The following is an 18755-nucleotide window of genomic DNA, read 5'->3' as shown; positions in this document are numbered from 1 at the left end:
CATCCCGTCGCCAGTACGTCCCGTCTGCCGCCTTGACGCGGCATTTGGCGGTGGTTCGTGAGATGCGGAGGCTTACCGTCCGCAATGGACCGGAATGTACTGGTCGTGGGTCCGGTCGTCGGTGGCCATGAGGTCGGCACGGGTGACGATCGCGCATCGCACGTCGACATCGCGGACCGTGCCGTCAGCGATCTTGGACCTGAGGCTGAGGGTGGTGAGGAAGGACCTTACCGGGCGGTAGGGGATGGTGACCCCCGGCGTGCCGGTGGCGGAGTCGGTGATGCGGCGGGCGGAGCCGTCGGTGGACTCGCGGCCGCCGAGACATGGGGTCGGGAGGGCGGTGTACCTTGTGGGATCGCCCAACCGGACGCCTTCGGGTATCACGCAGGACGCGAGGAACATGCCCTGCGCAGTGTTGTAGCTCGTCCCCGCGACCGCGACCGTTTCGCCGGTAGAGGGAATGGTGATGGGGGCCGCGGCGAGCTTCAGGTGGAAGGTGTCGCCGTCGGCGGTGGTGACCGAGCGTTCGGCGAAACCGGCCAGTGGGCTGGCGGCGGTGGGCCCGGCCTGTAGGAGGACGAGCGCGAGACCCGCCGCAACGATGGTGACGATGCGGTGCGGCAGCTTCTTCATCGAGGTGCTCATGATGCGGGCCTGCCCTTCGTCACGCGTGTCGTCTTCAACATCCGCGCGTTGAATTATCGCGTGGCTTGCCCGGCGGGCAAGGCCTGGCGGGGATTTTCAGATATGTGCGGAAATTCTTCCGTGTCTGCCTGTTCGCGACCCAGACGGACCTCGCCCCGAGGGAGTGCTTCCTCGGGGCGAGGTCCGTCTGGGTCGTCAGGCGGCGAGGTATGCGGCCACGATCTCGTCGGCCGACATCGTGTCCAGGCCTCTCGGCGTGGTCGCCGGGACGTGGTCGAAGACCTCGTTATGGCCGAAGGCGGCTTTGCCGGCAATGAACCCGACGTTGAAGCAGCAGACGACCAGGGCAACGGTGGTGGGCGTGCACGCCACCGGCGTTGCCCTGGCTTCCCCCACCAGCGGCTTGACCGCCTCCGTCAGTTCCGAATTTTTCGCCGCGAGTTCCAGACGGTTCATCTTGACCTCCATGGGTAGGTGTGCTTCAGGGTGTCAGGCGGGCAGTTGTGCGATGAGGTCGTCCGCGGACATCGTGTCCGCGTGGGAAGGCGTCGTCTCCGGGATCCTTTCCACGACAAGGTGCTTGCCGAGCACGGAGTGCAGAACGCCGAAGCCCGCACCGGCGCATGCGACGGCGGCGCCGGCGAAGACAAGGGCGAGAGTGCACGCCACCAAAGTTTCCGAGTCGGGTGCTGCCAGGCGCTCGATGTGCGATTTCTTCGCGGCCTCTTCAAGACGGTTCATATCTTCGCGGTCCTCCGGTTCCAGGCGATTATCGATTTTCTGACACTCGCGACCATCGCGAGCATGAATTCAGATTAGCGGCCCCGCCTGGTCCCGGCCTCAACCGAAGGGCTGAGTTTTCACTGCTCAGGGTCCGAATTCGCCGGTGGCGAGAGGCTATGGCGGGGCGATACGGATGGCACAGGAATCAGTGCCGCCCGGCAGTTTATGCCGATTGTCCGCGATCAACCGGTACGCGGCGTGCGCCAGCCACCGGAGTGGAATGGTGTCCAGTACGCGACCGGTGGCCGCCCAGGACGGCCGGCCGGTGCGCAGCAGGCGGAAAAGGGCACGCGCCCCGCCGAGAACGGATTCATCGGTGTCCACCCAGAGCACTTCGTACCGGGCCCGGCTTTCGGTCAGCCCCCAGCAACCGAGGTCGAGCTGCTGGAACCGGATCGCCTCGGCACGCGGCCGGGCATGCCGAAACAGGTAAAGGACGCTGCGGGTACAGAAACCGCAGTCGCCGTCGAAGATGAGCAACGGTAGTCCGGTCATGGAAGCAGCAATCCTTTCTGGTTCGCCATGGCTACCGCCTCGGTACGGTTGCGTGCGCCGATCTTGCGGAGCACGGCCATTACATGGGTGCGCACGGTGGCGACAGAGATGTACAGGCGCTCCGCGATTTCGGCGTTGGTGTACCCTTTTGCAAGCATGCCGAGTACATCGAACTCACGGTCGGTCAAGATCTTTCGGCAGCTCGGTCGCCGGTCGCGCGACAGGATCGCCAACATCGTGTTCGCGAGGGCGGGCAGGAAGGCCGGCGGCACGAAATGGTATCCGGCTATTACGGCCCGGATAGCGGTGATCAGTTCCTCGACCGGGCTTTCCGTCTGGACGAATCCCTTGGCGCCGGCCTCCAGCGCGCGCAGGACATCGTCCGGAGTCGCGGCGCTGCCCACCTTGATCACTCCGCCACGCGATTTCCGGAGCCGTCTGACCGCCGTGGCGAGAAAGGTCTCGGCGGTGACCAGCACGACCACCGCCGATTCCGGGTTGAAGTCACCGGTGAGCTCGGTTCGCTGTTCGAACTCAGGTATGTCGGGAGCGGCGCCGTGGACGCGGTTCCAACTGTCCTGCTCGACCACGAAATCACCGAGCAGGATGACTTGACTTGATTCCACGACGAGCCATGCCTTCAGGTCAGCGGATGCGGATTCGACAAAAAGATCATGTTCGGCTCTTCCTCTTCGGCGTACCCGTCCGAGTTCACCACTATGAACTGCGTGCGTTTCGCTTCCGGGTGGTGTTGAACCCGATAGGTGACATGGTTCAGGAGTGTCAGGTACGGAATGGTGACCTGGAGAGCCTCCTTGTTGTTCTTGAATTCTTCCTGCTCGGTGATCTTTATCAAACCGGTCATAGCGTCCAGGAGCGCCTTTTCCTTCCGGCGGTCCACGTACCACAAGGTGTGACTCAGTCGTCGCTCCTCGATGCTGGTGGCCTGACGCCACTCGGTCATGGAACCGTCGGGGAGTTCGTCCCGGACCAGCACGTCATGATCGTGCATGCCCGGGTGGGGAGCGAAGAAACGCCAGTCGGGCACGAGTGCCCCACTTTTGTCGTAGTTGCGCAGTTTATCCCATTTTCGGCGTGGATCCTGGCTGAGTGTGACAACCACGAACCAGGCTCCGAAAATGGCGCCCACGGCTGCTCGCAGCAGCCGGCCACCGAGTGATCGGATCATTTCGCACTCCGTTCGCTGTGTGTTGGTCTTGTCACAAACCGTTCCCACCGCACCCGCGGCATGGCAACGTCATGCTGTGGGCGACTCGCGGATCGCGAGGACCATTTCACAGATCATCTTCGCGACGGTGGAAGCGTGTTCGGGGTGAGTGAGCAGTTGCATGTGCTCGGCATCGGCAAGGACCTCGTGCCTGCTTCCTTTCGCCAATCCCGCGAGTTCTCGCTGGAGTTGTGCGTGTGCCGGATCGCTGGCGGCGACCTTGCCCGCGGTGACCACGGTCAGCCGGCAGCCATCCGGTACCACGGTTTCGCGGGTCTCGGCGTTCACGTGGTCCAGCCAGCCATCCAGTTCCGACCGCGTGCCGCGAAAGTTGTGTGCCGAGGACAGCCGGGCCGTGGCTACGGCGAGGTGCTCATCGGGTAGATCCTTGATCTGCTGTGATACTCGGCGTTTCGTCAGGATGCGGGTGAGGCCGACGGGAGACCAGAACGCGTCCTGGCTGATCGTGCTTCGCATGATCTGCAGACCCATCCGCTGCGCTGTGGACCGCTGGAACTGGTCGGGATGTGCGGAATCGAGCAGCACGATGCCGGCCACCGTCTCGGGAAACCGGTCGGCGAAGCACCGGGTGAGCAGGCCGCCGTAGGAATGGCCGACCAGTACACAGGGTTTCGGTAAATCCAAATTGGATAGCAGTTGGGCCAGCTCACGGTTGATCCGCTCGGCGGTACGCGGTGACGCTCCCGCGTCGCTCCGGCCCAGTCCGGCCCGATCGTAGGAAAGCGTTCTGGCGAGCTTGGCCACCTCGGGTTGGATTCGGGCCCAGGCTTCCAGTGGCGTCGACAGCCCGCTTTCGAACACCACCGTGGGGCTTTGATGGTGCTCGGTGCCCAGTACACGTGCATGCAGCATCAGGTTCCCGGCGTCCATCCGTGTCCCCAGACCAGGAAAGCGTTTTTCATCCCGACGTGCGGACACCTTTTCGTAGGTGATTCCGGCCGCCAGGAGGGTGGCTCCGGAGAGGGTGCCGAAACCCAGCCCTCGCAGTCTGTTCATGCGGCTCCTTTCAACAGGCAACCTTCGCTGGACAGCGCGATGACCCGATCTGCGCCTGCGATGGTGGAATTGCGGTGCGCGATGGCGACCACCGCGCACCGTTGCCCCAACTCGACCAGGGACGCGAGCAGCGCGTGTTCCGTGTCGCTGTCGAGTTGGGAGGTGACCTCGTCCAGCAGGAGCACTTCAGGCTCCGCCAGCAGCATCCGGGCGATTGCGATCCGCTGCCGCTGGCCGCCCGAGATGGCCGCGCCCCCGTCACCGATCTGCGTCTCCACGCCGTGCTCCAGGCTGTCGATCCATTCGCTCAGCCCCGTGAGCTCGATCGCTTCGCTGATCTGGGACGGTGAGGCGTCTGGCGCGGCGTAGCGCAAGTTGTCGAGGATCGTGCCCTGCAGCGCCGGGGCGTCCTGCTCGACGTAGCCGATCTTCCGGCGAACCGAGTCCAGAGGGAGGGTCCGGATGTCGACGCCGTTGAGTTCGATCCGCCCGCTGTAGCCGGGCCAGAACTGCGTGAGCAGCGCGAAGACCGTGGTCTTGCCGATTCCGGACGGGCCGACCAGCGCGGTCACCCCGCGCCGCGGTATCTCGAAGGAGACGTCCGTGAGGACCGGACCCCGGTCCGGGTAACCGAAGGACACCCGGTCGAACTTCAGCACCGGTCCGGTCGCGGCCAGAACCGGTTGTGTCTCGGGTTCTCGCCGGTCGTTCCGTTCGTCGGGCAGCGAGGCGATGGCCGTGACCCGCCCGACTGCGGCCAGGCCCAGTTGCAGTTGCCCGATCGACATGAAGACGGTGACCAGCGGCGCGATCAGGTACAGCAGGTAGAGCAGGTAGGCGGCGAACGCCGCCGCCGACAGCGCGCCGTTCGCCATCCGGTAGGCGCCGGCGGTGAACACGATCGCGAACGACCCCTGCACGGCGAGGGTGGCCAGCGGTGCCAATCCGGCTTCCAGCCGCGCGCCCCGCAGGCTTGCCCGGTACGCGTCACGGGCATGAGCGAGCACGCGCTGTTCCTCGCGGTCCTCGGCGCGGCTCACCTTGACTGTGGGCAGCGCGCTCAGTACGCGTTCCAGCGACGCGCCGAACCGGCCCACGTGCTCGCGGGCGTCCACCATCGCCCGGCGTACGAACCGGGCGCCCAGCACGTTCAGGCTCGTCGCGACGGCCACCCCGAGCAGCGTGCACCCGGTCAGCACCGGATCGATGATCAGCATCAGGACCACGGACCCGAGCACCATCGTCGCACCGGCGATCATGTTCGCGATCGGCTGGGTCAGCGAGGTTCGGAGCATGTCGGTGTCGCCCACCGTGCCGGTGAACAGGTCACCGCGGCGCTTGCCGAGGTGCACCCATACCGGCGCGCGCAGGAGCTTGCGCACCAGGATGCCCCGCGTGCCGAACACCAGCGAAACGCCCGCGCGGGCGAGCAGATACGTTTCGAGCCCGGCGACCACCAGATCGACCGCGAACACCGCGATCAGCAACAGGATCGTGGAGGTCGCGGGCTGGTTACCGGTTACTTTCCCGACGACGGAGCCGATCAACATCGGCTGTGACAGCACGATGGCCGTGCTGACCAGGCCGAGTGCGCACCCCGACGCGAGGGTGCTGCGTTGGGGCAGCAGCACGGCCAAAGCGGCGCGGTAGAGGTTTTTCATCCCAGGCTCTTGGCGTGGTAGGCGATGCTGGGATAAGTGGCACCGAACGCCCACACGAACCGGTTGAGGCCCATGAACAGCGCGTTTCCGATGTGGAAGGCGGTTCCGGTCCCGAGCAGGGCGCGCGCGGTGGGCTTGTTGGCCACCATAACCAGCGGGAACAGCATCTCGCCGAGCACGGTTGCCCAGCCACCGGCTGTGGCCAGCACTGGATACTTCCGCAGCAGCTTGCTCAGGTGCCGTTGCCCGAACGAGCGGGTGCGGAATATGCCCTGGATGGCGGTGCCGTCGCGCCAGAACGGCGACACGAGCTTGGCCGCGCCGGCCGACAGGTAGGACAGGCAGGACTGGGCGGCGATGAACAGCGTGGCGATCTCCTTGATCCGCTGGTCCTTCGGAAAGGCCCGGGCGACGGCCAAAGCGGAATAGACCATTCCGTTCATATGGTCGGACCCGTCCATGCCGTAGCTGTTACGGATCTGCAGGACGAGGTTCGTCACCGCGAGATACGCCGTGGCGAGTGCCTTCGCCCGCGGGTTGACGCCCGGTGTGACCGTGATGGTCGCCGCGGCGAGCCGCAAGCCGATCAGCGCGTGCACGCCAGGGGGTTTGAACAGCCGATCAAGATGCTTCGCTTTCTCCCCTGAGGCCCAGCGGTACCTGGTCCGCCAGAGCTCCCAGCTCAACAGGCCGCCCTTTCCCTCGAACTCGCTCGGCTGGCACAGGTACTCGAGCGAACTCAGGATGATCCCGGCGGACGCGATCAACTCGGTTTCCCGCAAGGCGGAGTCGATCTTGCTACCCTTGATCACTGCGCTGTCTGTGATCATTTCGCTGACCGGCATTGAAACACCTCACTGTGTCAGGGTTGGAATCCGCCGCGCCGGGAAGCCGGTCATGGCGTCCCCGGCACGGCGGTTGTCACGGTGTTGTTCAGAAGGCGGCGCGGGCGTGTCCTCCCTCACCGCGGGCCTGACCGCACTGTTTGTGTGTCAGGCGGCGAGGGTGTCCTCGCGCGCACGCAGCAGGTCCGCGACCGACATGTCCGTCGTCCGGGCGGGGGAGAGATCGTCGATGTCGGTCTGCGACTGGTAGCCGTGGGTGATGCCGAAGGCCGCGCCGAAACCGACCGCAAGGCCTGCGGCGACCGCCCCGGCCGCGTACGCCCAGGTGCACGCCACCAGAACACGATCACGAGAGGGTCCGGACAAAGCCGCCATTTCGTCAATTCGGGAATTCGCGGCGATCTCGATTCTGTTCATTCTTCCTCCATAGTTGTTTTCCCCGAACGGGGGTGTCAAGACTGGCATTCGAGTTGTCGGTCGCGCATCAACCAAAATGTCGATTCTCTCCTTCCCTACAAGTAGACCCGCTGCGGTTGGACACGCACTCCGCGTTCTTGGGGAGACTGTGCGCAGTTTGCGTACGGTCCTGGCGGGCCGATTCCCGCAAACGAAAACCGGAGCGCAAACGCACGACCGCCGCGCCGGAGATGTTTCCGGCGCGGCGGCTGGGCAGGGTTCGTTCGTCAGCCGGCGAGGGCGGCCTCACGCGAACGCAACAGATCTCCGACCGACATGCCCGGCGTGAGGGCCAGGGAGGGATCGTCGGAATCGTCCTGCGGTTGGAACCCGTTATGCGCCAGGAAAGCGGTGCCGGCGCCTAAAATGGCTCCAAAAATGGCGCCGCAGGCTGCCACGGCCGGGGTGCATGCCACGAGAACGTGTTCATCGCTGGACGAGATCGTGATCTCGTCGCGGCCTGGTGTGTTGGCGGCGGCCTCGATTCGGTTCATTCTTCCTCCATGGTTTTACTTCCCTGGGACGGATGTCCCGGCCAAGGCTGACATGCTGTCTGTCGGCCGCGCATCCACCGCAATATCGATTCCTTGATTCGTGCCATTCGGACATAAGGTCAAGGTTCCGGTGCATACCCCGCGTTCTCACGGAACTTTTACGCGGTTTTCGGGTGACCGTCTCCAGGGCTGGCTTTCCGCGACCCTCAAGGTAGCGTCCGCCAGCGTGGCCGTACCAGAGTTGTTCGCACTTTCCAACGGGCTGCGCGTCGTCCTTGGCCCCAGCCCCCGCGCCGGAGTGGTCGGCGTCGCGGTCTCCTACGATGTCGGCAGCCGATCCGAACCGGCCGACCGTGCCGGATTTGCCCACCTTTTCGAGCATTTGATGTTCCAAGGGTCCGGCGGTTTCGGGAACGGCGTCCACGCGCGGCGGATACAGGGTCTGGGCGGTACGTTCAACGGAACCACGCACCTTGATCACACCACCTATTACCAGGCTGTGCCCGAGGGAGCGCTCGGGGAGGTTCTCGCCCTCGAGGCGGACCGGATGCGGCATCCGCTGATCACCGGGGAGGCGCTGCGCGACCAGGTGGCGGTGGTCTCCCACGAGATCCGCACCGCGGTACTGGGCCGGCCCTTCGGCGACTTTCCCCACGTGCCGCTCGCCCGGGTCCTGTTCGACACGTTCGCCAACAGCCACGACGGGTACGGCTGCGCGGAAACGCTTTCGGCGGTGACCGTCGGTGACGCGAACGACTTCTTTCAGCGCTTCTACGCGCCCGGGAACGCGGCACTGGCCATCACCGGAGCCTTTCGCCCGGACGAGGCGGAAACCCTCGTGCAGCGGTACTTCGGCGGCGTTCCGGCGCGCCCCGTCCCGGAGCCGGTGGATTTCGGCGAGCCGGATCTGCCCGCCGAGCGCTGGGTCCGTCTGCCCGATCCGCGCGTGCCGGCGCCCGCATTCGCCTCGGGCTGGCGGGTTCCCGACCCGATTCGCGATCTGGACGGCTACCTGCCGTTCGTGGTCCTGGCCGGGGTGCTGGGGCTCGGCCGATCGGCACGGCTACCGGAACGGCTGGTACGGCAGGACGCCTCGGTGCTGGACATCGCCTGCTCGGTCGGGCTCGCCGGTGACCCGTTCTGCCTCCGCGACCCGAGCGGGCTGACGATCTCAGCCGTGCTGGCACCCGGACAGGATATCGACAAGGTCATGGCCGTCACCGAGGAGGAGCTCGACCGGGTGGCCACCGAGGGCCTCTCACCTGGTGAGCTCGCGGCGGTCCAGCGCATGCTGTGCACCCTGCTCCTGCGAGCATGGGACCCGGTGGCGGGACGTGCCAGGCAGCTGACCGTGTTCGCGCTTCAACGCGACGACATCTCACTGATCGTCAGGTTGCCGGAACTGTTGCGAGCGGTGATTCCCGACGACGTCTCGGCTGCCGCGGCCACGCTCGTGGCGGCCCGGCGGGCAACGGTTGAGATCGTTCCGGCGCCTCAGGACAGCCGGACCGGGGAGGCCGGATGATCGCGCGAATCGCCGTCCCGCCGTCACTCGAGCGGCGGCTGCCCAGCGGGCTCACCGTTGTCGCCGTCCAGCGGAACTCGGTCTCGCTGGTGGAGATTCGGGTGTCGATCCCGTTCGCACGCACCCCGCCCGCGGAAACCTTGCTGCTGGCGCAAACCCTCCTGGTCCGCGCCGGCCGGGACTGGGCGGTCTCGGCCGACGCGGACTTCCTCCGGATCTCCGGGCACGCGCTCGCCGAGGACCTCCCGGTGTTCCTGAAAGACCTGGCGGACGGGCTCATCGGCTACTCGGCCGACGAATTCATGAGTGTCAGGAGCCGGGTGGTGGCGGGCTCGCGGATCGAAAAGGCGCAGCCCGTGGTTCTGGCTCTGGATGCGCTGAACACCCGCCTTTACGGTCAGCACCCATACGGGCTCCCCCTGCCTTCCCCCGAGCAGTTCGCCGCGGTTTCCGCGGACGCGTTGCGGGTTTTGCATACCGAGCGTGTGCGCCCGTCGGGAGCCACCCTCGTGCTTACCGGCGACCTGGACCCCGCCGTGGCGGTGGAGATCGCGGGTGAGGCGCTGGCCGGCTGGCAAGGCGAGGCGCCCGACGTCGATCTGCGGCCCGTTCCCGAACCCCGACCCGGTCCTGTTGAACTGGTCGACGGGCGGGGACCGTCGACGCTGATCCGGATCGCGCTGCCGGGGTGTCCGCCGCGCACCGACGTGGACTATCCGGCGCTGGTGGTGGCGAACCTGGTGTTCGGCGGCTACTTCTGCGCACGACTCACGGAAAATCTCCGGGAGCGCAAAAAACTCTGCTACGGGCCGGGTTCGGCACTGGTGAGCGCGCGCTGCGTGGGTCTGGTGCTGGTGTCGGTGGACGTCACGACCGAGTTCGCCGGTGCCGCGGTCCGGGAAATCGATCGCGAGCTGGCGAGCCTTTCGGATCTGGGCGCCGAAGAACTCGACCGGGCACGCCAGTACGCACGGGGCAGGCTGCGGATGAGAGCGTCGACGCAATCCGGGCTCGCGGATCTCGTCGCCGATCTGGCCGCCCACAGCCTGCGATTGGACTGGCTTGCCGGCTACGACGAGCGGCTGGCGTCGATATCCCTCGGCGCGGTGTGCGACGCAGCGGCTCGCTACTTCAGACCGGAACGTTCCGTCGGCGTCGTATTCGGCGACGTGGCGAAGGTCAGCAAGCAGTTAGGGGAGAGGCAATGACGCTTGGCGAAAAGATGCGTGCTTCCGGGGTTCCGCTCTGCCTGGGCACGATGCATTTCGGCACCAGTATCGACGAACCGACCGCGGGCAGGCTGCTCGACCACTTCGTGGAGGCGGGCGGGACGGTCATCGACACCGCGAACTGCTATGGCACCTGGGTAGGCAGCGGTGCCGAGAGCGAAGAGGTCGTCGGCAAATGGCTCCGGAGCGGGACGAGCCGGGACCGCGTCGTGGTCGCGACGAAGATCGGTCTGCGTCACGATACTTCGATGCAACCCTGGCCCTCACAGGAAGAAGGGTTGTCGGCCAAGGCGGTCCGCCAAGCCACCGAAGACAGCCTCCGCCGGCTGTGCGCCGAGCGCATCGATCTGTTGTACGCGCACATCGACGACCGGGCGGTGCCGCTGGAGGAGACGGTTTCCGCCTTCGCGGAGCTCGCCAGGGAGGGGCTGGTCGGTCGACTGGGGTTGAGCAACTACCAGACCGCCCGTGTCGAGTGCGCCCGGGCGATCGCGGAGGAGAACGACTGGCCGCGGGCCGACTGCCTCCAGTACCGCTACACCTACCTGAGACCGCGGCCCGGGGTGTTCTTCGGTGGCCAGCTCCCCGCCGGCCAGGACCTCCTCGACTACGTCGCCGCTAATCCCGATCTGACGTTGTTCGGCTACTCACCGCTGTTGTCCGGGGCGTACTCCCGTCCCGACCGCCCGCTGCTGCCGCACTACCACGATCCGGGCAACGCCGCCCGGTTGGCCGCGCTGGCGGAGGTTGCCAGGGAGATCGGCGTGACGGTGAACCAGGTCGTGCTCGCCTGGATGATCGGCGGGATGCCTTCGGTGCTGCCCGTCATCGGGGTGAGCACGGTCGAGCAGCTTGACGAATGCCTCGCCGCTGGGAACTTGAAGCTGTCCGAGGAGCACCGGGCCCGCCTGGACACAGCGGGCTGAAGCATGCCCTGTTTGGTCCAGTAAAGCGCTTCCCCGGTCCTGGCGGATGGACGCCTTCGTCGCCGGAACGCCGCGGCAGGCGTGGGCGCATGTGTTCGCCGAGTTGCGCTCCGGCGACGCCGGGCGGATCGCACGGCTCGCCGACGAGCTCGCCCCGCTTTACCACCGGCCAGAGCTGGGTGAGGCCCAGCCCAGCGTTCACGATCTCCGCGGTTGCCAGATCTTGGGTAATGACGGTGACCGACGAACCGAACACGCGGCTGCCGAACGTGTGGCCGCCATGGTGGTGCGTGTTGACGACGTGCCGTCGGCGACCTCCCGCACCTTGGCGGCAGAGTTCACGCCCACGCCGAATACCCCGGCACAGGTGCGGTCCTCGCGCGTTCGGCGAACTCCTTGGCATGCAACAGGGTCAACCTGCTGTTCCGCTCGATGGCGTCGCGCACGAACACTCGCGCGTCCCCAACCGTCGCGGAGGCACCGAGCACATCCCTCACCTGGCTTGGGTCGAGCAGCACGGTGTGCTCGGATTCGATCACGATGTTGTTGCCCGCCTGACCGAACTTCCACCGTCCACCGTGCCCGATCAAGGGGACGGGCAGCGCCCGCTGTTTGTAAGCGATCATCTCGTTGGCGAAGCACACGCGGACCGAGTCGGTGGTCTGCGTCTGCCCGCCAGGCGCTCTTGTCACCATCTCGAGATTCTGAACACGCGGCCCTTCCTCGGTGAGCCGCACGTGGGCGACGTGCGGCAACCGAGCGGGCCAGTGTTCGGCGCGGTGGACGAAGTCGTAGGCGTCGGCCACCGATCCGCTCGCCGTCGTCTTGTGGTGGAAGGTGAACAGGATGTCCCGGACAGGATGCCCCTTGTCGGTCACCTTGCCCAGCGCGGCCAGCTCGGCCGTGCTGTTCTCCTCCTGCGCGCGACTAACCCGGTCCACTGACTCCGGGCTGTCGTTCACGGTGCTGAAATGGTGGTGCAACACGATTTCCGTGCCACCCCGCGATGCGGCACGGAACTCCCAGTGGCCGCCCATGCGGGCCAGCGGTGCCTTCGGGTGCTCCCGCTCGAAGCTGATGCACCGATTCTCCCGATCGAGGGTGCGCACGGAGGTCCAGCACGTGACCTTCCCGTTGAGGCTGGCCCAGATCCGCAACCGTTCCCGGTTCCCGTTGCGCGCCATGGGATGCACGTAAACGGTGGGCCCGAAGATCGCAGCCCAGACGGAAACGTCTTCGATGAGCCTGTACACGGACTCGACGTCGGCGTCGACCACGGTCGAGTGCCGGGTCGTGTGCTGGCGAGGTGTCATGTCGGATCTTCTCTCAGTAGTTGCCCAGCCCGCCGCAGACGTTCAACGCCTGCGCGGTCACCGCCGCGGCGTCGTCGCTGACCAGGTAGCCGACCATCCCCGCCACCTCCCCGGGCAGGGTGTAGCGCCCGAGCGGAATCCTGGCGTTGAAGCGCTCCAGGACTTCGCTTTCGTCGATTCCCCACATTTCGGCATAACCGTGGCGTACCCGCTCGGCCATGGGGGTGTCGACGTATCCGGGGCACACAGCGTTCACGGTGATCCCGGTCCTGGCCAGTTCGAGGCCGAGCGCCTTGGTGAAGCCGACCACGCCGTGCTTCGACGCCGAGTACGGCGCGCCGAGCACGACCCCCTGCTTGCCGCCGGTCGAGGCGATGTTGACGATCCGTCCCGCACCCAGCCCCAGCATCCCACCGGTGATCAGCACCTCACGGGTCACGCGGAAAACGCTGTTCAAGTTGGTGTCGATGACGTCGAGCCATAGTTCTTCGGTGATCTCCGCGGTGACCCCGCCGCCACTGCAGCCGGCGTTGTTGACCAGGACCTCGATCCGGCCGTACCGGTGCCTCGCCGTCTCGACGTAGGCGGCGATGCTGGCGGTATCGGTCACATCGCAGGCCACTCCGTCCACATCGAGTCCCTGTTCCCGCAGCTTCTTGACGGTCGCGTCGACCGTGTCCGCGTGGCGTGCGCAGATGAAAGTCCGGAATCCCTTGCCCGCCAGCAACCCGGTCACGGCCAGTCCGATTCCGCTGGTGCCGCCAGTCACCAGCGCTGTCTTCGCTGCTGCGTCGTACACGCCAAGCCTCTTCTCGTGACTGGTTCTGGTGGCACCACCACGCTCGCCCGCTGCGCCGGGGCGGGTCCCGGGCCGTGATCAGCTGACTTTGCCACGGCTCGCTTGGACGGCGCATGACTATGGCTTGACCGTCCAATGCGGACTCTCCAGTGCGACTCCTCCCCGACACAAGCGGGCGTGCCGATCCTTTCCCTGGCAGCCCGCGCAGGACGAAGGAGTGCGCCGATGAGCAAGCTCACCGTCGACGAGGCGAAGAACACCATGCGCCGATGTGCCGGCGACGACGGCGGGAGAGCCATGGACGGGGACGTCACCGACATCGGGTTCGAGGAGCCCGGACACGCCTCCCCGGCGTGGCTGGAGACCGCCGGTGATCGAGATCCTGGAACGTCCGCGATGGACCACGGGCGCGGTGGGGATTCCGGCGACGACGACCGGATGTGTGACGGCAGCAGACGGGCCGCGGACCAGGCCCATCCGAACCGGAGGTGATGATGCGAAGAGCAACGCAACCGGTGGTCGAGCCCGATACCGGACCGCCGGCTTCCGTGCGCGCGGCCGGCGGGGTCGTGCTCCTGTTCCCGGGTCAGGGTGCGCAGCGCCGGGGCATGGCGGTCGATCTCTACCGTCGGCACGAGCCGTTCCGCGTGACAATGGACGCGATCTTCGAGTTCTGGGGCGGTGAGGGCGAGGCGATCCGGGCGGACTGGCTCAGCGACGACCCGGTGGTCGGCATCGACGACTTCCGCCGGTCGCAGCCCTTGCTGTTCGCCATCGAGGTCGCGCTCGCCAAGGTGATTCGCGCGGCCGGCATCGAGCCGGTGGCGTTGCTCGGCCACAGCGTCGGTGAGATCGCCGCCGCGGTGATCGCAGGGGTGGCTACCGTCGCCGACGCCGCCGCCATGCTCATGGAACGGTTGGGGCAATTGGCCGACGCTCCTTCCGGTGGCATGCTGGCGGTCGCAGCGTCCGCGACCGAAGTCGAGCCGCTGCTCCGCGACGGCGTGAGCCTCGCGGCGGTGAACGGCCCGAAACAGATCATGGTGGCCGGACCGAACGAACCACTTGAGCGGGCGCGACTCCGGCTGGCGAAGGCGGGATTGATCACCCAGCGGGTCCATGTGGCCATCCCTTTCCACAGCCCGGTGCTGGCGCCGCTGGCGGCCCGGAGCCTGTCCGCGCTCGAGTCGATGAGCCTGTCGCTTCCGGCTTTGCCGCTCTATTCCGGATATACGGGAGCCCTGCTGGGCCGGGAAGCCACCGACCCCGGTTTCTGGGCCGCCCAGCCCGCCAGGACCGTCTTCTTCGCCACAGCACTCGACGCCATCGCCAGGTCGGGCCCGTGCGCGTTCGTCGAAGCTGGTCCGTGGCAGCTCACCGCTCTGGTCCGCCGCCACCCGCTGATCACCCGCTCGGGCGGCCAGGCGTTCGCGTTGCTGCCGCGCCAGGTGCGGACCATCGGTGGTGCCGAACATCTCGCCGCGACTCTGGACCAGATCAGGGTGTCGTGCCCGCAACGGGGCTCGTGTTCGGCCGGAGTGCCGGAGATAAGCAACCCACTGTGAAAGCCGAGAGGAGCATCACCGTGGCGGACAAGCCACCCCCGGCTTCGCGAGCCGACCGCACCGACCGCCGGGTAGCCGCGTCGTGAACGGAGACAGACAGTGTAGACGACCAGGTCGTCGATCTTCTCCGGCGTCGTCTCGAAATTTCCGGGAACGTGCGACGGATTCGCCTGCACGCCGGCGAAAACCGGCTCCACCCGGTCAGGGAGGAGGCGGTCGTGAGCCGTTACCGGTCCGTCTTCGGCGCAGCGGGCGAAATCATCGTGGCCGCGATGCTGCAACTGTGCCGTGGGCCTACCGAAACGCGCCATAGCCCGGAAGAGCGGGTGGCTGGAACCGCCGAAATGCGCCCGGTTACCTCGATGTGCGGGCTCGGTAGGCGGCAACCGTGGCGCGCGGCCAGGCGCCTCGGGGCGTTTCGACCTCCCCGAGGCGTTCTGGAGCCGCGGCCATGCACCGAGTTAGCGAGCGGCGACGAGGTCGTCGACCGACAACTGGTCGAGGTCGTTCAGCGACAGGGAAGACACGTTGTCGGACTTCTCGTCGGAACGGCCGAAAAGGCCATACGCGGCCGCGGCCCAGACAGTAAGGCTGACGTACAGGCAGGCCACCGGTTGCCGGCCTGTCGGGACGGTGAGGGGTTCCATGGTCTCCACCATGGCCTGGTTCACGGCCAACTCGATCTTTTTCATGGCTAATCCAATCGTTGCTACCAAACAAGTGCGCTTTCACTATATTCGGCTGATCGTCGCTCCCGCTGCAGCAGAATTGCTGATTTCCTCCGCCTTACGTGCATGCGTAGAACGGGTATCTCGGACGCGCAGGCCGAACTCAGGTGCTGCTTCCCGACATCGCCGCGCCGTCTCCGCCGCCTGAGGAGAAGCAATCGTGCTCGTGAACATTCGCCGGCGTGTTGAACGTGCTGGCCGGGCTTGGTGGCTTGATCACGGTGGTTGTAGCCCGATCTTCGGGTGGTGCGTTGGACGAGTTGTCTCGCGAGGAGTTGATCCTGCTCGCTGAGCGGGATACGCAGATCGTGGCCCCCCGGGGCAGGTCGCGGATTTGCTGGGGGTCACCGGGCAGTTGAGCTCGAGGCTGGCCAGGCTGGAACATCTGTTGTCCCCGTACCTCGGCAATTCCTCGTCTCCTCCGTCGACGGATGATGATCAGGGCAGGGCACCTCCAGTGCCCAAGCCGGCGCGGCGTGGTGAGAAGCCGAAGCGAAAGAAAGGGCAAGCAGCCAGGGACGCCGGGAACGAATCTGGCGTTCGTCGACAATCCGGCCGAGCGCGTCGACCGATTCCCACCGGGGTGTTGCGAGTGCGGGCATGATCTGTCCGAGGCGGGTGTGGCGTATCGTTATCAGCAGCACGAGCTCCCGCAGATGTCGGTTTCGCGCGGCGGGCATCGAGCCGGTGGCGTTGCTCGGCCACAGCGTCGGTGAGATCGCCGCCGCGGTGATCGCAGGGGTGGCTGCCGACGCCGACGCCGCCGCCACGCTCATGGAACGGTTGGGGCAATTGGCCGACGCTCCACCCGGTCAGGAAAGAGGCGGTCGTGAGCCGTTACCGGTCCGTCTTCGGCGCAGCGGGCGAAACCATCGCGGCCGCGCTGCCGCAACTGTGCCGTGGGCCTGCCGAAACGCGCTATAGCCCGGAAGAGCGGGTGGCTGGAAACCGCTGAACGTGCCCGCTTACCTCGGTGTGCGGGCTCGGTAGGCGGCAAACCGTGGCGCGCGGCAAGCGCCTCGGGGCGTTTCGACCTCCCCGAGGCGCCCTGGAGCTGCGGTTGTGCACAGAGTTAGCGAGCGGCGATGAGGTCGTCGACCGACAACTGGTCGAGGTCGTTCAGCGACAGGGAGGACACGCTGGCGGACTTCTCATCGGAATGGCCGAAAAGGCTCTTCACGGCCTGGAGACCAAGGCCGAAATAGATGCAGGCCACCGCTTGCCGGTTTGTCGGGACCGTGAGGGGTTCCATGGGTTCCATGGCCTGGTTCACGGCAACTCGATCTTTTTCATGGCTACTCCAATCGTTGCTACTACTGTACGAGCACACGTCGTTCACGTTTCTTGGGTCCACCTTCCGTGCCCGCAAGTGCGCAGCAGGAAGGGTGTGAATTTTACCGGGTTCCTGCCCGCACGGTCGTTTCAAGATCGGTTAGTGGAGGCCGAGGATTTCGAAGGGGCGCTGCATGACGCGGCTGGCGCATCGGGTTGTTTCGGTGATGTCGGTGCGTCCAAGGAGGCGGATTGCTCCAATCGCCGGGTTGCGGAGGGCTGCCATGACTCTTGAGGTTCCCCCCGAGCAGTGGACAGGTCTTCAAGCAGCTTTCGCTGCGCCTGTCAGGGACTGCTCATAACAAACAGGACTGAGCATCCCGATAGCGGAGTGACGCCGTTGATTATTGTATCGTCCGATCCATTTGTCAACCGCGGCAACAAGTTCTGCCTTGGTAGCAAAGGTGTGACGGTAATAGTACTCGTGTTTGAACGTCGACCAGAACGATTCCGCGGGGCTGTTGTCCCAGCAGATCCCGGTCTCGCCCATCGACCGTTTCAGGTCGTGCCGGGCGCACGCCGCGACGGTCAACGCCGCGGTGAACTCCCCGCCACGATCGGAATGCAGCACCGTGCCGGCGACGCTGCGGCCGCGGCAGGCCACCGCGGCGTCGATGGCCTGGCACACCATGTCGGCGCCGATGTGGTCGGCCACGACGTGCCCGAGCACGCGGCGGGAATGCCCGTCCCGGATCGCGCACAAGAACATGTCTCCCTCGCCGCAGGTGAGATAGGTGATGTCGGTCAGCCAGACCGCATCGACCCGCCCCTGGTCGAAGCACCGCGCCACCAGGTCCGGTGGGAACGACGCTGTCGGGTCGGTCACCGTGGTACGGACCTTGAAGGTGCGTGGGCTGATGCCGGCGATCCCGATCTCGGCCATGATCGCCGCGACGGTCTTCTCGCTCACCACCTCGCCGCGGTCGCGCAGCTCGCTGGCGATCCGCGGGGACCCGTACGTGCCCTCGGACCCGGTGTGCACGTCCAGGACCTTCACCGCCAGATCGGCGCGCCGCTGCCGCCGCGGCGACGGCGCCGCCGCGGCGCGTTTCACGTACGCGTAGTAGCCGGCCCTGGAGACGCCCAGCAGCCGCGCCATGCGCAGGACGGAAAATCGCGTGTCCTCTGGCGAGGTGGTGCCGGCGGTCTCGGCGCTGTGGTCGGGGCCGGCGTACTTGGCCATCAGAGCGAACCGTGTGGTTTCTTCTGCATCGCGGCAAAGTACGCCGAGGCTTTTACCAGGAAGGCATTGTCCTTCTCCAGCTCGGCGACCTGCCTGCGCAATCGCTGCAGCTCGGCGCGTTCGGCGGGCTCCAGGGGTTTGTCCCCACCGACCTCGGCGGCGGCGATCCTGCGCCGCTCGTCTTTGACCCAGACACTCAACATCCCCGCGTCGATCCCCAGCTCGCGGGCAACCTCAGCGATCGTGCGGCCGGAATCGATCACACGATGCGCAGCCTCGACCTTGTACTCGGCCGTATACGACCGACGCTTGCGAGGAGGCATGACGGACATCCTTCCAGCAGGACCAAGGTCCTGCTAACTCGGTGTCCACTCCCCGGGGGGAACCTCAGTTACCCAGAACTCCGGAGATGGGATGTTGCACCGGGGAGCAGGACCCGCCGTTGGAAGATGGCAGTGGTGGCCGAAGTTTCGATGTCGGTCATGTGAGCACCATGGTCCCGGGGTATAGGGGGCGCCCGACACCGGTCGT

The 18755-nt window shown here is 66.3% G+C and carries 22 protein-coding genes and 1 pseudogene; 6 read left to right on the top strand and 17 right to left on the bottom strand.

The window, feature by feature from the left end; translation table 11 throughout:
• Positions 1-72: 72 nt before the first annotated feature.
• The 11 genes from VJT49_RS18980 to VJT49_RS18930 form a co-directional block, all read right to left on the bottom strand.
• On the bottom strand, positions 73-645 hold the full coding sequence (locus VJT49_RS18980) for a hypothetical protein (protein ID WP_324166184.1): 573 nt from the start codon (positions 643-645) through the stop codon (positions 73-75).
• A gap of 195 nt (positions 646-840) precedes the next feature.
• Complete coding sequence (locus VJT49_RS18975) at positions 841-1101, bottom strand: hypothetical protein (RefSeq protein WP_324166183.1); 261 nt, start codon at positions 1099-1101, stop codon at positions 841-843.
• 33 nt (positions 1102-1134) lie between these two features.
• A complete protein-coding gene (locus tag VJT49_RS18970; protein WP_324166182.1) occupies positions 1135-1386 on the bottom strand; it encodes a hypothetical protein in 252 nt (83 codons plus the stop codon).
• 156 nt (positions 1387-1542) lie between these two features.
• On the bottom strand, positions 1543-1923 hold the full coding sequence (locus tag VJT49_RS18965; protein ID WP_324166181.1) for a thiol-disulfide oxidoreductase DCC family protein: 381 nt from the start codon (positions 1921-1923) through the stop codon (positions 1543-1545).
• Positions 1920-2513: a response regulator transcription factor gene (locus VJT49_RS18960; protein WP_324166180.1), complete on the bottom strand. Its 594-nt coding sequence runs from the start codon at positions 2511-2513 to the stop codon at positions 1920-1922. Before VJT49_RS18960 ends, VJT49_RS18965 begins: the two co-directional genes overlap by 4 nt.
• Positions 2514-2563: 50 nt before the next feature.
• Complete coding sequence (locus VJT49_RS18955; protein ID WP_324166179.1) at positions 2564-3112, bottom strand: DUF5819 family protein; 549 nt, start codon at positions 3110-3112, stop codon at positions 2564-2566.
• Between the two features lie 69 nt (positions 3113-3181).
• Positions 3182-4168, bottom strand: coding sequence for an alpha/beta hydrolase (locus VJT49_RS18950; RefSeq protein WP_324166178.1), 987 nt, complete (start codon positions 4166-4168; stop codon positions 3182-3184).
• Positions 4165-5829: an ABC transporter ATP-binding protein gene (locus VJT49_RS18945; protein ID WP_324166177.1), complete on the bottom strand. Its 1665-nt coding sequence runs from the start codon at positions 5827-5829 to the stop codon at positions 4165-4167. Before VJT49_RS18945 ends, VJT49_RS18950 begins: the two co-directional genes overlap by 4 nt.
• Positions 5826-6674: a hypothetical protein gene (locus VJT49_RS18940; RefSeq protein ID WP_324166176.1), complete on the bottom strand. Its 849-nt coding sequence runs from the start codon at positions 6672-6674 to the stop codon at positions 5826-5828. The genes VJT49_RS18945 and VJT49_RS18940 overlap by 4 nt, the downstream gene beginning before the upstream one ends.
• 147 nt (positions 6675-6821) lie before the next feature.
• Positions 6822-7091, bottom strand: a complete 270-nt coding sequence (locus tag VJT49_RS18935) for a hypothetical protein (RefSeq protein WP_324166175.1) — start codon at positions 7089-7091, stop codon at positions 6822-6824.
• Between the two features lie 266 nt (positions 7092-7357).
• Positions 7358-7624 carry a hypothetical protein gene (locus tag VJT49_RS18930; RefSeq protein ID WP_324166174.1) on the bottom strand — a complete coding sequence of 89 codons (267 nt, stop codon included), beginning with the start codon at positions 7622-7624 and terminating at the stop codon, positions 7358-7360.
• A gap of 226 nt (positions 7625-7850) precedes the next feature.
• Here VJT49_RS18930 and VJT49_RS18925 point away from each other — a divergent pair, with 226 nt between their 5' ends.
• From VJT49_RS18925 to VJT49_RS18915, 3 genes are read left to right on the top strand one after another with little or no spacing between them, the layout of a single operon-like run.
• Complete coding sequence (locus VJT49_RS18925; protein ID WP_324166173.1) at positions 7851-9149, top strand: pitrilysin family protein; 1299 nt, start codon at positions 7851-7853, stop codon at positions 9147-9149.
• The gene (locus VJT49_RS18920; RefSeq protein ID WP_324166172.1) at positions 9146-10357 is read left to right on the top strand and encodes a pitrilysin family protein; all 1212 of its coding nucleotides are present in this window, start codon (positions 9146-9148) and stop codon (positions 10355-10357) included. Before VJT49_RS18925 ends, VJT49_RS18920 begins: the two co-directional genes overlap by 4 nt.
• Entirely contained in the window at positions 10354-11304 is a 951-nt protein-coding gene (locus tag VJT49_RS18915) for an aldo/keto reductase (protein ID WP_324166171.1), read from the top strand. Before VJT49_RS18920 ends, VJT49_RS18915 begins: the two co-directional genes overlap by 4 nt.
• Before the next feature lie 338 nt (positions 11305-11642).
• Here the strand turns inward: VJT49_RS18915 and VJT49_RS18910 are convergent, their stop codons facing one another.
• On the bottom strand, positions 11643-12617 hold the full coding sequence (locus VJT49_RS18910) for an aromatase/cyclase (RefSeq protein ID WP_324166170.1): 975 nt from the start codon (positions 12615-12617) through the stop codon (positions 11643-11645).
• A 13-nt stretch (positions 12618-12630) separates the two neighbouring features.
• Positions 12631-13416: a 3-oxoacyl-ACP reductase FabG gene (gene fabG, locus VJT49_RS18905; protein WP_324166169.1), complete on the bottom strand. Its 786-nt coding sequence runs from the start codon at positions 13414-13416 to the stop codon at positions 12631-12633.
• 225 nt (positions 13417-13641) lie between these two features.
• On the opposite strand from fabG, the gene VJT49_RS18900 reads away from it, so the two are divergent.
• From VJT49_RS18900 to VJT49_RS35320, 3 genes and pseudogenes are all read left to right on the top strand, one after another.
• Positions 13642-13908 (top strand): hypothetical protein, encoded by a 267-nt coding sequence (locus tag VJT49_RS18900; protein WP_324166168.1) that lies wholly within the window; start codon positions 13642-13644, stop codon positions 13906-13908.
• 23 nt (positions 13909-13931) lie between these two features.
• Positions 13932-14981: an acyltransferase domain-containing protein gene (locus tag VJT49_RS18895; RefSeq protein ID WP_324166167.1), complete on the top strand. Its 1050-nt coding sequence runs from the start codon at positions 13932-13934 to the stop codon at positions 14979-14981.
• 101 nt (positions 14982-15082) lie between these two features.
• Positions 15083-15205 (top strand): annotated as a pseudogene (locus tag VJT49_RS35320) (hypothetical protein); the annotation flags it as partial.
• Between the two features lie 237 nt (positions 15206-15442).
• Here the strand turns inward: VJT49_RS35320 and VJT49_RS18890 are convergent.
• The 4 genes from VJT49_RS18890 to VJT49_RS18875 form a co-directional block, all read right to left on the bottom strand.
• Positions 15443-15673 carry a hypothetical protein gene (locus tag VJT49_RS18890; protein ID WP_324166166.1) on the bottom strand — a complete coding sequence of 77 codons (231 nt, stop codon included), beginning with the start codon at positions 15671-15673 and terminating at the stop codon, positions 15443-15445.
• A gap of 1108 nt (positions 15674-16781) precedes the next feature.
• Positions 16782-16982, bottom strand: a complete 201-nt coding sequence (locus VJT49_RS18885; RefSeq protein WP_324166165.1) for a hypothetical protein — start codon at positions 16980-16982, stop codon at positions 16782-16784.
• Between the two features lie 321 nt (positions 16983-17303).
• Positions 17304-18224 carry an IS3 family transposase gene (locus VJT49_RS18880; protein WP_324166164.1) on the bottom strand — a complete coding sequence of 307 codons (921 nt, stop codon included), beginning with the start codon at positions 18222-18224 and terminating at the stop codon, positions 17304-17306.
• Positions 18224-18547, bottom strand: coding sequence for a transposase (locus tag VJT49_RS18875; protein ID WP_324166163.1), 324 nt, complete (start codon positions 18545-18547; stop codon positions 18224-18226). The genes VJT49_RS18880 and VJT49_RS18875 overlap by 1 nt, the downstream gene beginning before the upstream one ends.
• Positions 18548-18755 lie beyond the last annotated feature (208 nt).

The sequence above is a fragment of the Amycolatopsis sp. genome, from assembly GCF_035276945.1.
Classification (GTDB): Bacteria; Actinomycetota; Actinomycetes; order Mycobacteriales; family Pseudonocardiaceae; genus Amycolatopsis_E.
The sequence above is the reverse complement of the archived record's forward strand: the minus strand, read 5'-3'. Positions and strand labels throughout refer to the sequence as shown.

Coding starts and splice junctions, on each gene's coding strand:
- VJT49_RS18980 (WP_324166184.1), bottom strand. CDS start 645: ATGAGCACCTCGATGAAGAAGCTGCCGCACCGCATCGTCACCATCGTT.
- VJT49_RS18975 (WP_324166183.1), bottom strand. CDS start 1,101: ATGAACCGTCTGGAACTCGCGGCGAAAAATTCGGAACTGACGGAGGCG.
- VJT49_RS18970 (WP_324166182.1), bottom strand. CDS start 1,386: ATGAACCGTCTTGAAGAGGCCGCGAAGAAATCGCACATCGAGCGCCTG.
- VJT49_RS18965 (WP_324166181.1), bottom strand. CDS start 1,923: ATGACCGGACTACCGTTGCTCATCTTCGACGGCGACTGCGGTTTCTGT.
- VJT49_RS18955 (WP_324166179.1), bottom strand. CDS start 3,112: ATGATCCGATCACTCGGTGGCCGGCTGCTGCGAGCAGCCGTGGGCGCC.
- VJT49_RS18950 (WP_324166178.1), bottom strand. CDS start 4,168: ATGAACAGACTGCGAGGGCTGGGTTTCGGCACCCTCTCCGGAGCCACC.
- VJT49_RS18945 (WP_324166177.1), bottom strand. CDS start 5,829: ATGAAAAACCTCTACCGCGCCGCTTTGGCCGTGCTGCTGCCCCAACGC.
- VJT49_RS18940 (WP_324166176.1), bottom strand. CDS start 6,674: ATGCCGGTCAGCGAAATGATCACAGACAGCGCAGTGATCAAGGGTAGC.
- VJT49_RS18935 (WP_324166175.1), bottom strand. CDS start 7,091: ATGAACAGAATCGAGATCGCCGCGAATTCCCGAATTGACGAAATGGCG.
- VJT49_RS18930 (WP_324166174.1), bottom strand. CDS start 7,624: ATGAACCGAATCGAGGCCGCCGCCAACACACCAGGCCGCGACGAGATC.
- VJT49_RS18920 (WP_324166172.1), top strand. CDS start 9,146: ATGATCGCGCGAATCGCCGTCCCGCCGTCACTCGAGCGGCGGCTGCCC.
- VJT49_RS18915 (WP_324166171.1), top strand. CDS start 10,354: ATGACGCTTGGCGAAAAGATGCGTGCTTCCGGGGTTCCGCTCTGCCTG.
- VJT49_RS18910 (WP_324166170.1), bottom strand. CDS start 12,617: ATGACACCTCGCCAGCACACGACCCGGCACTCGACCGTGGTCGACGCC.
- VJT49_RS18900 (WP_324166168.1), top strand. CDS start 13,642: ATGAGCAAGCTCACCGTCGACGAGGCGAAGAACACCATGCGCCGATGT.
- VJT49_RS18890 (WP_324166166.1), bottom strand. CDS start 15,673: ATGAAAAAGATCGAGTTGGCCGTGAACCAGGCCATGGTGGAGACCATG.
- VJT49_RS18880 (WP_324166164.1), bottom strand. CDS start 18,224: ATGGCCAAGTACGCCGGCCCCGACCACAGCGCCGAGACCGCCGGCACC.
- VJT49_RS18875 (WP_324166163.1), bottom strand. CDS start 18,547: ATGCCTCCTCGCAAGCGTCGGTCGTATACGGCCGAGTACAAGGTCGAG.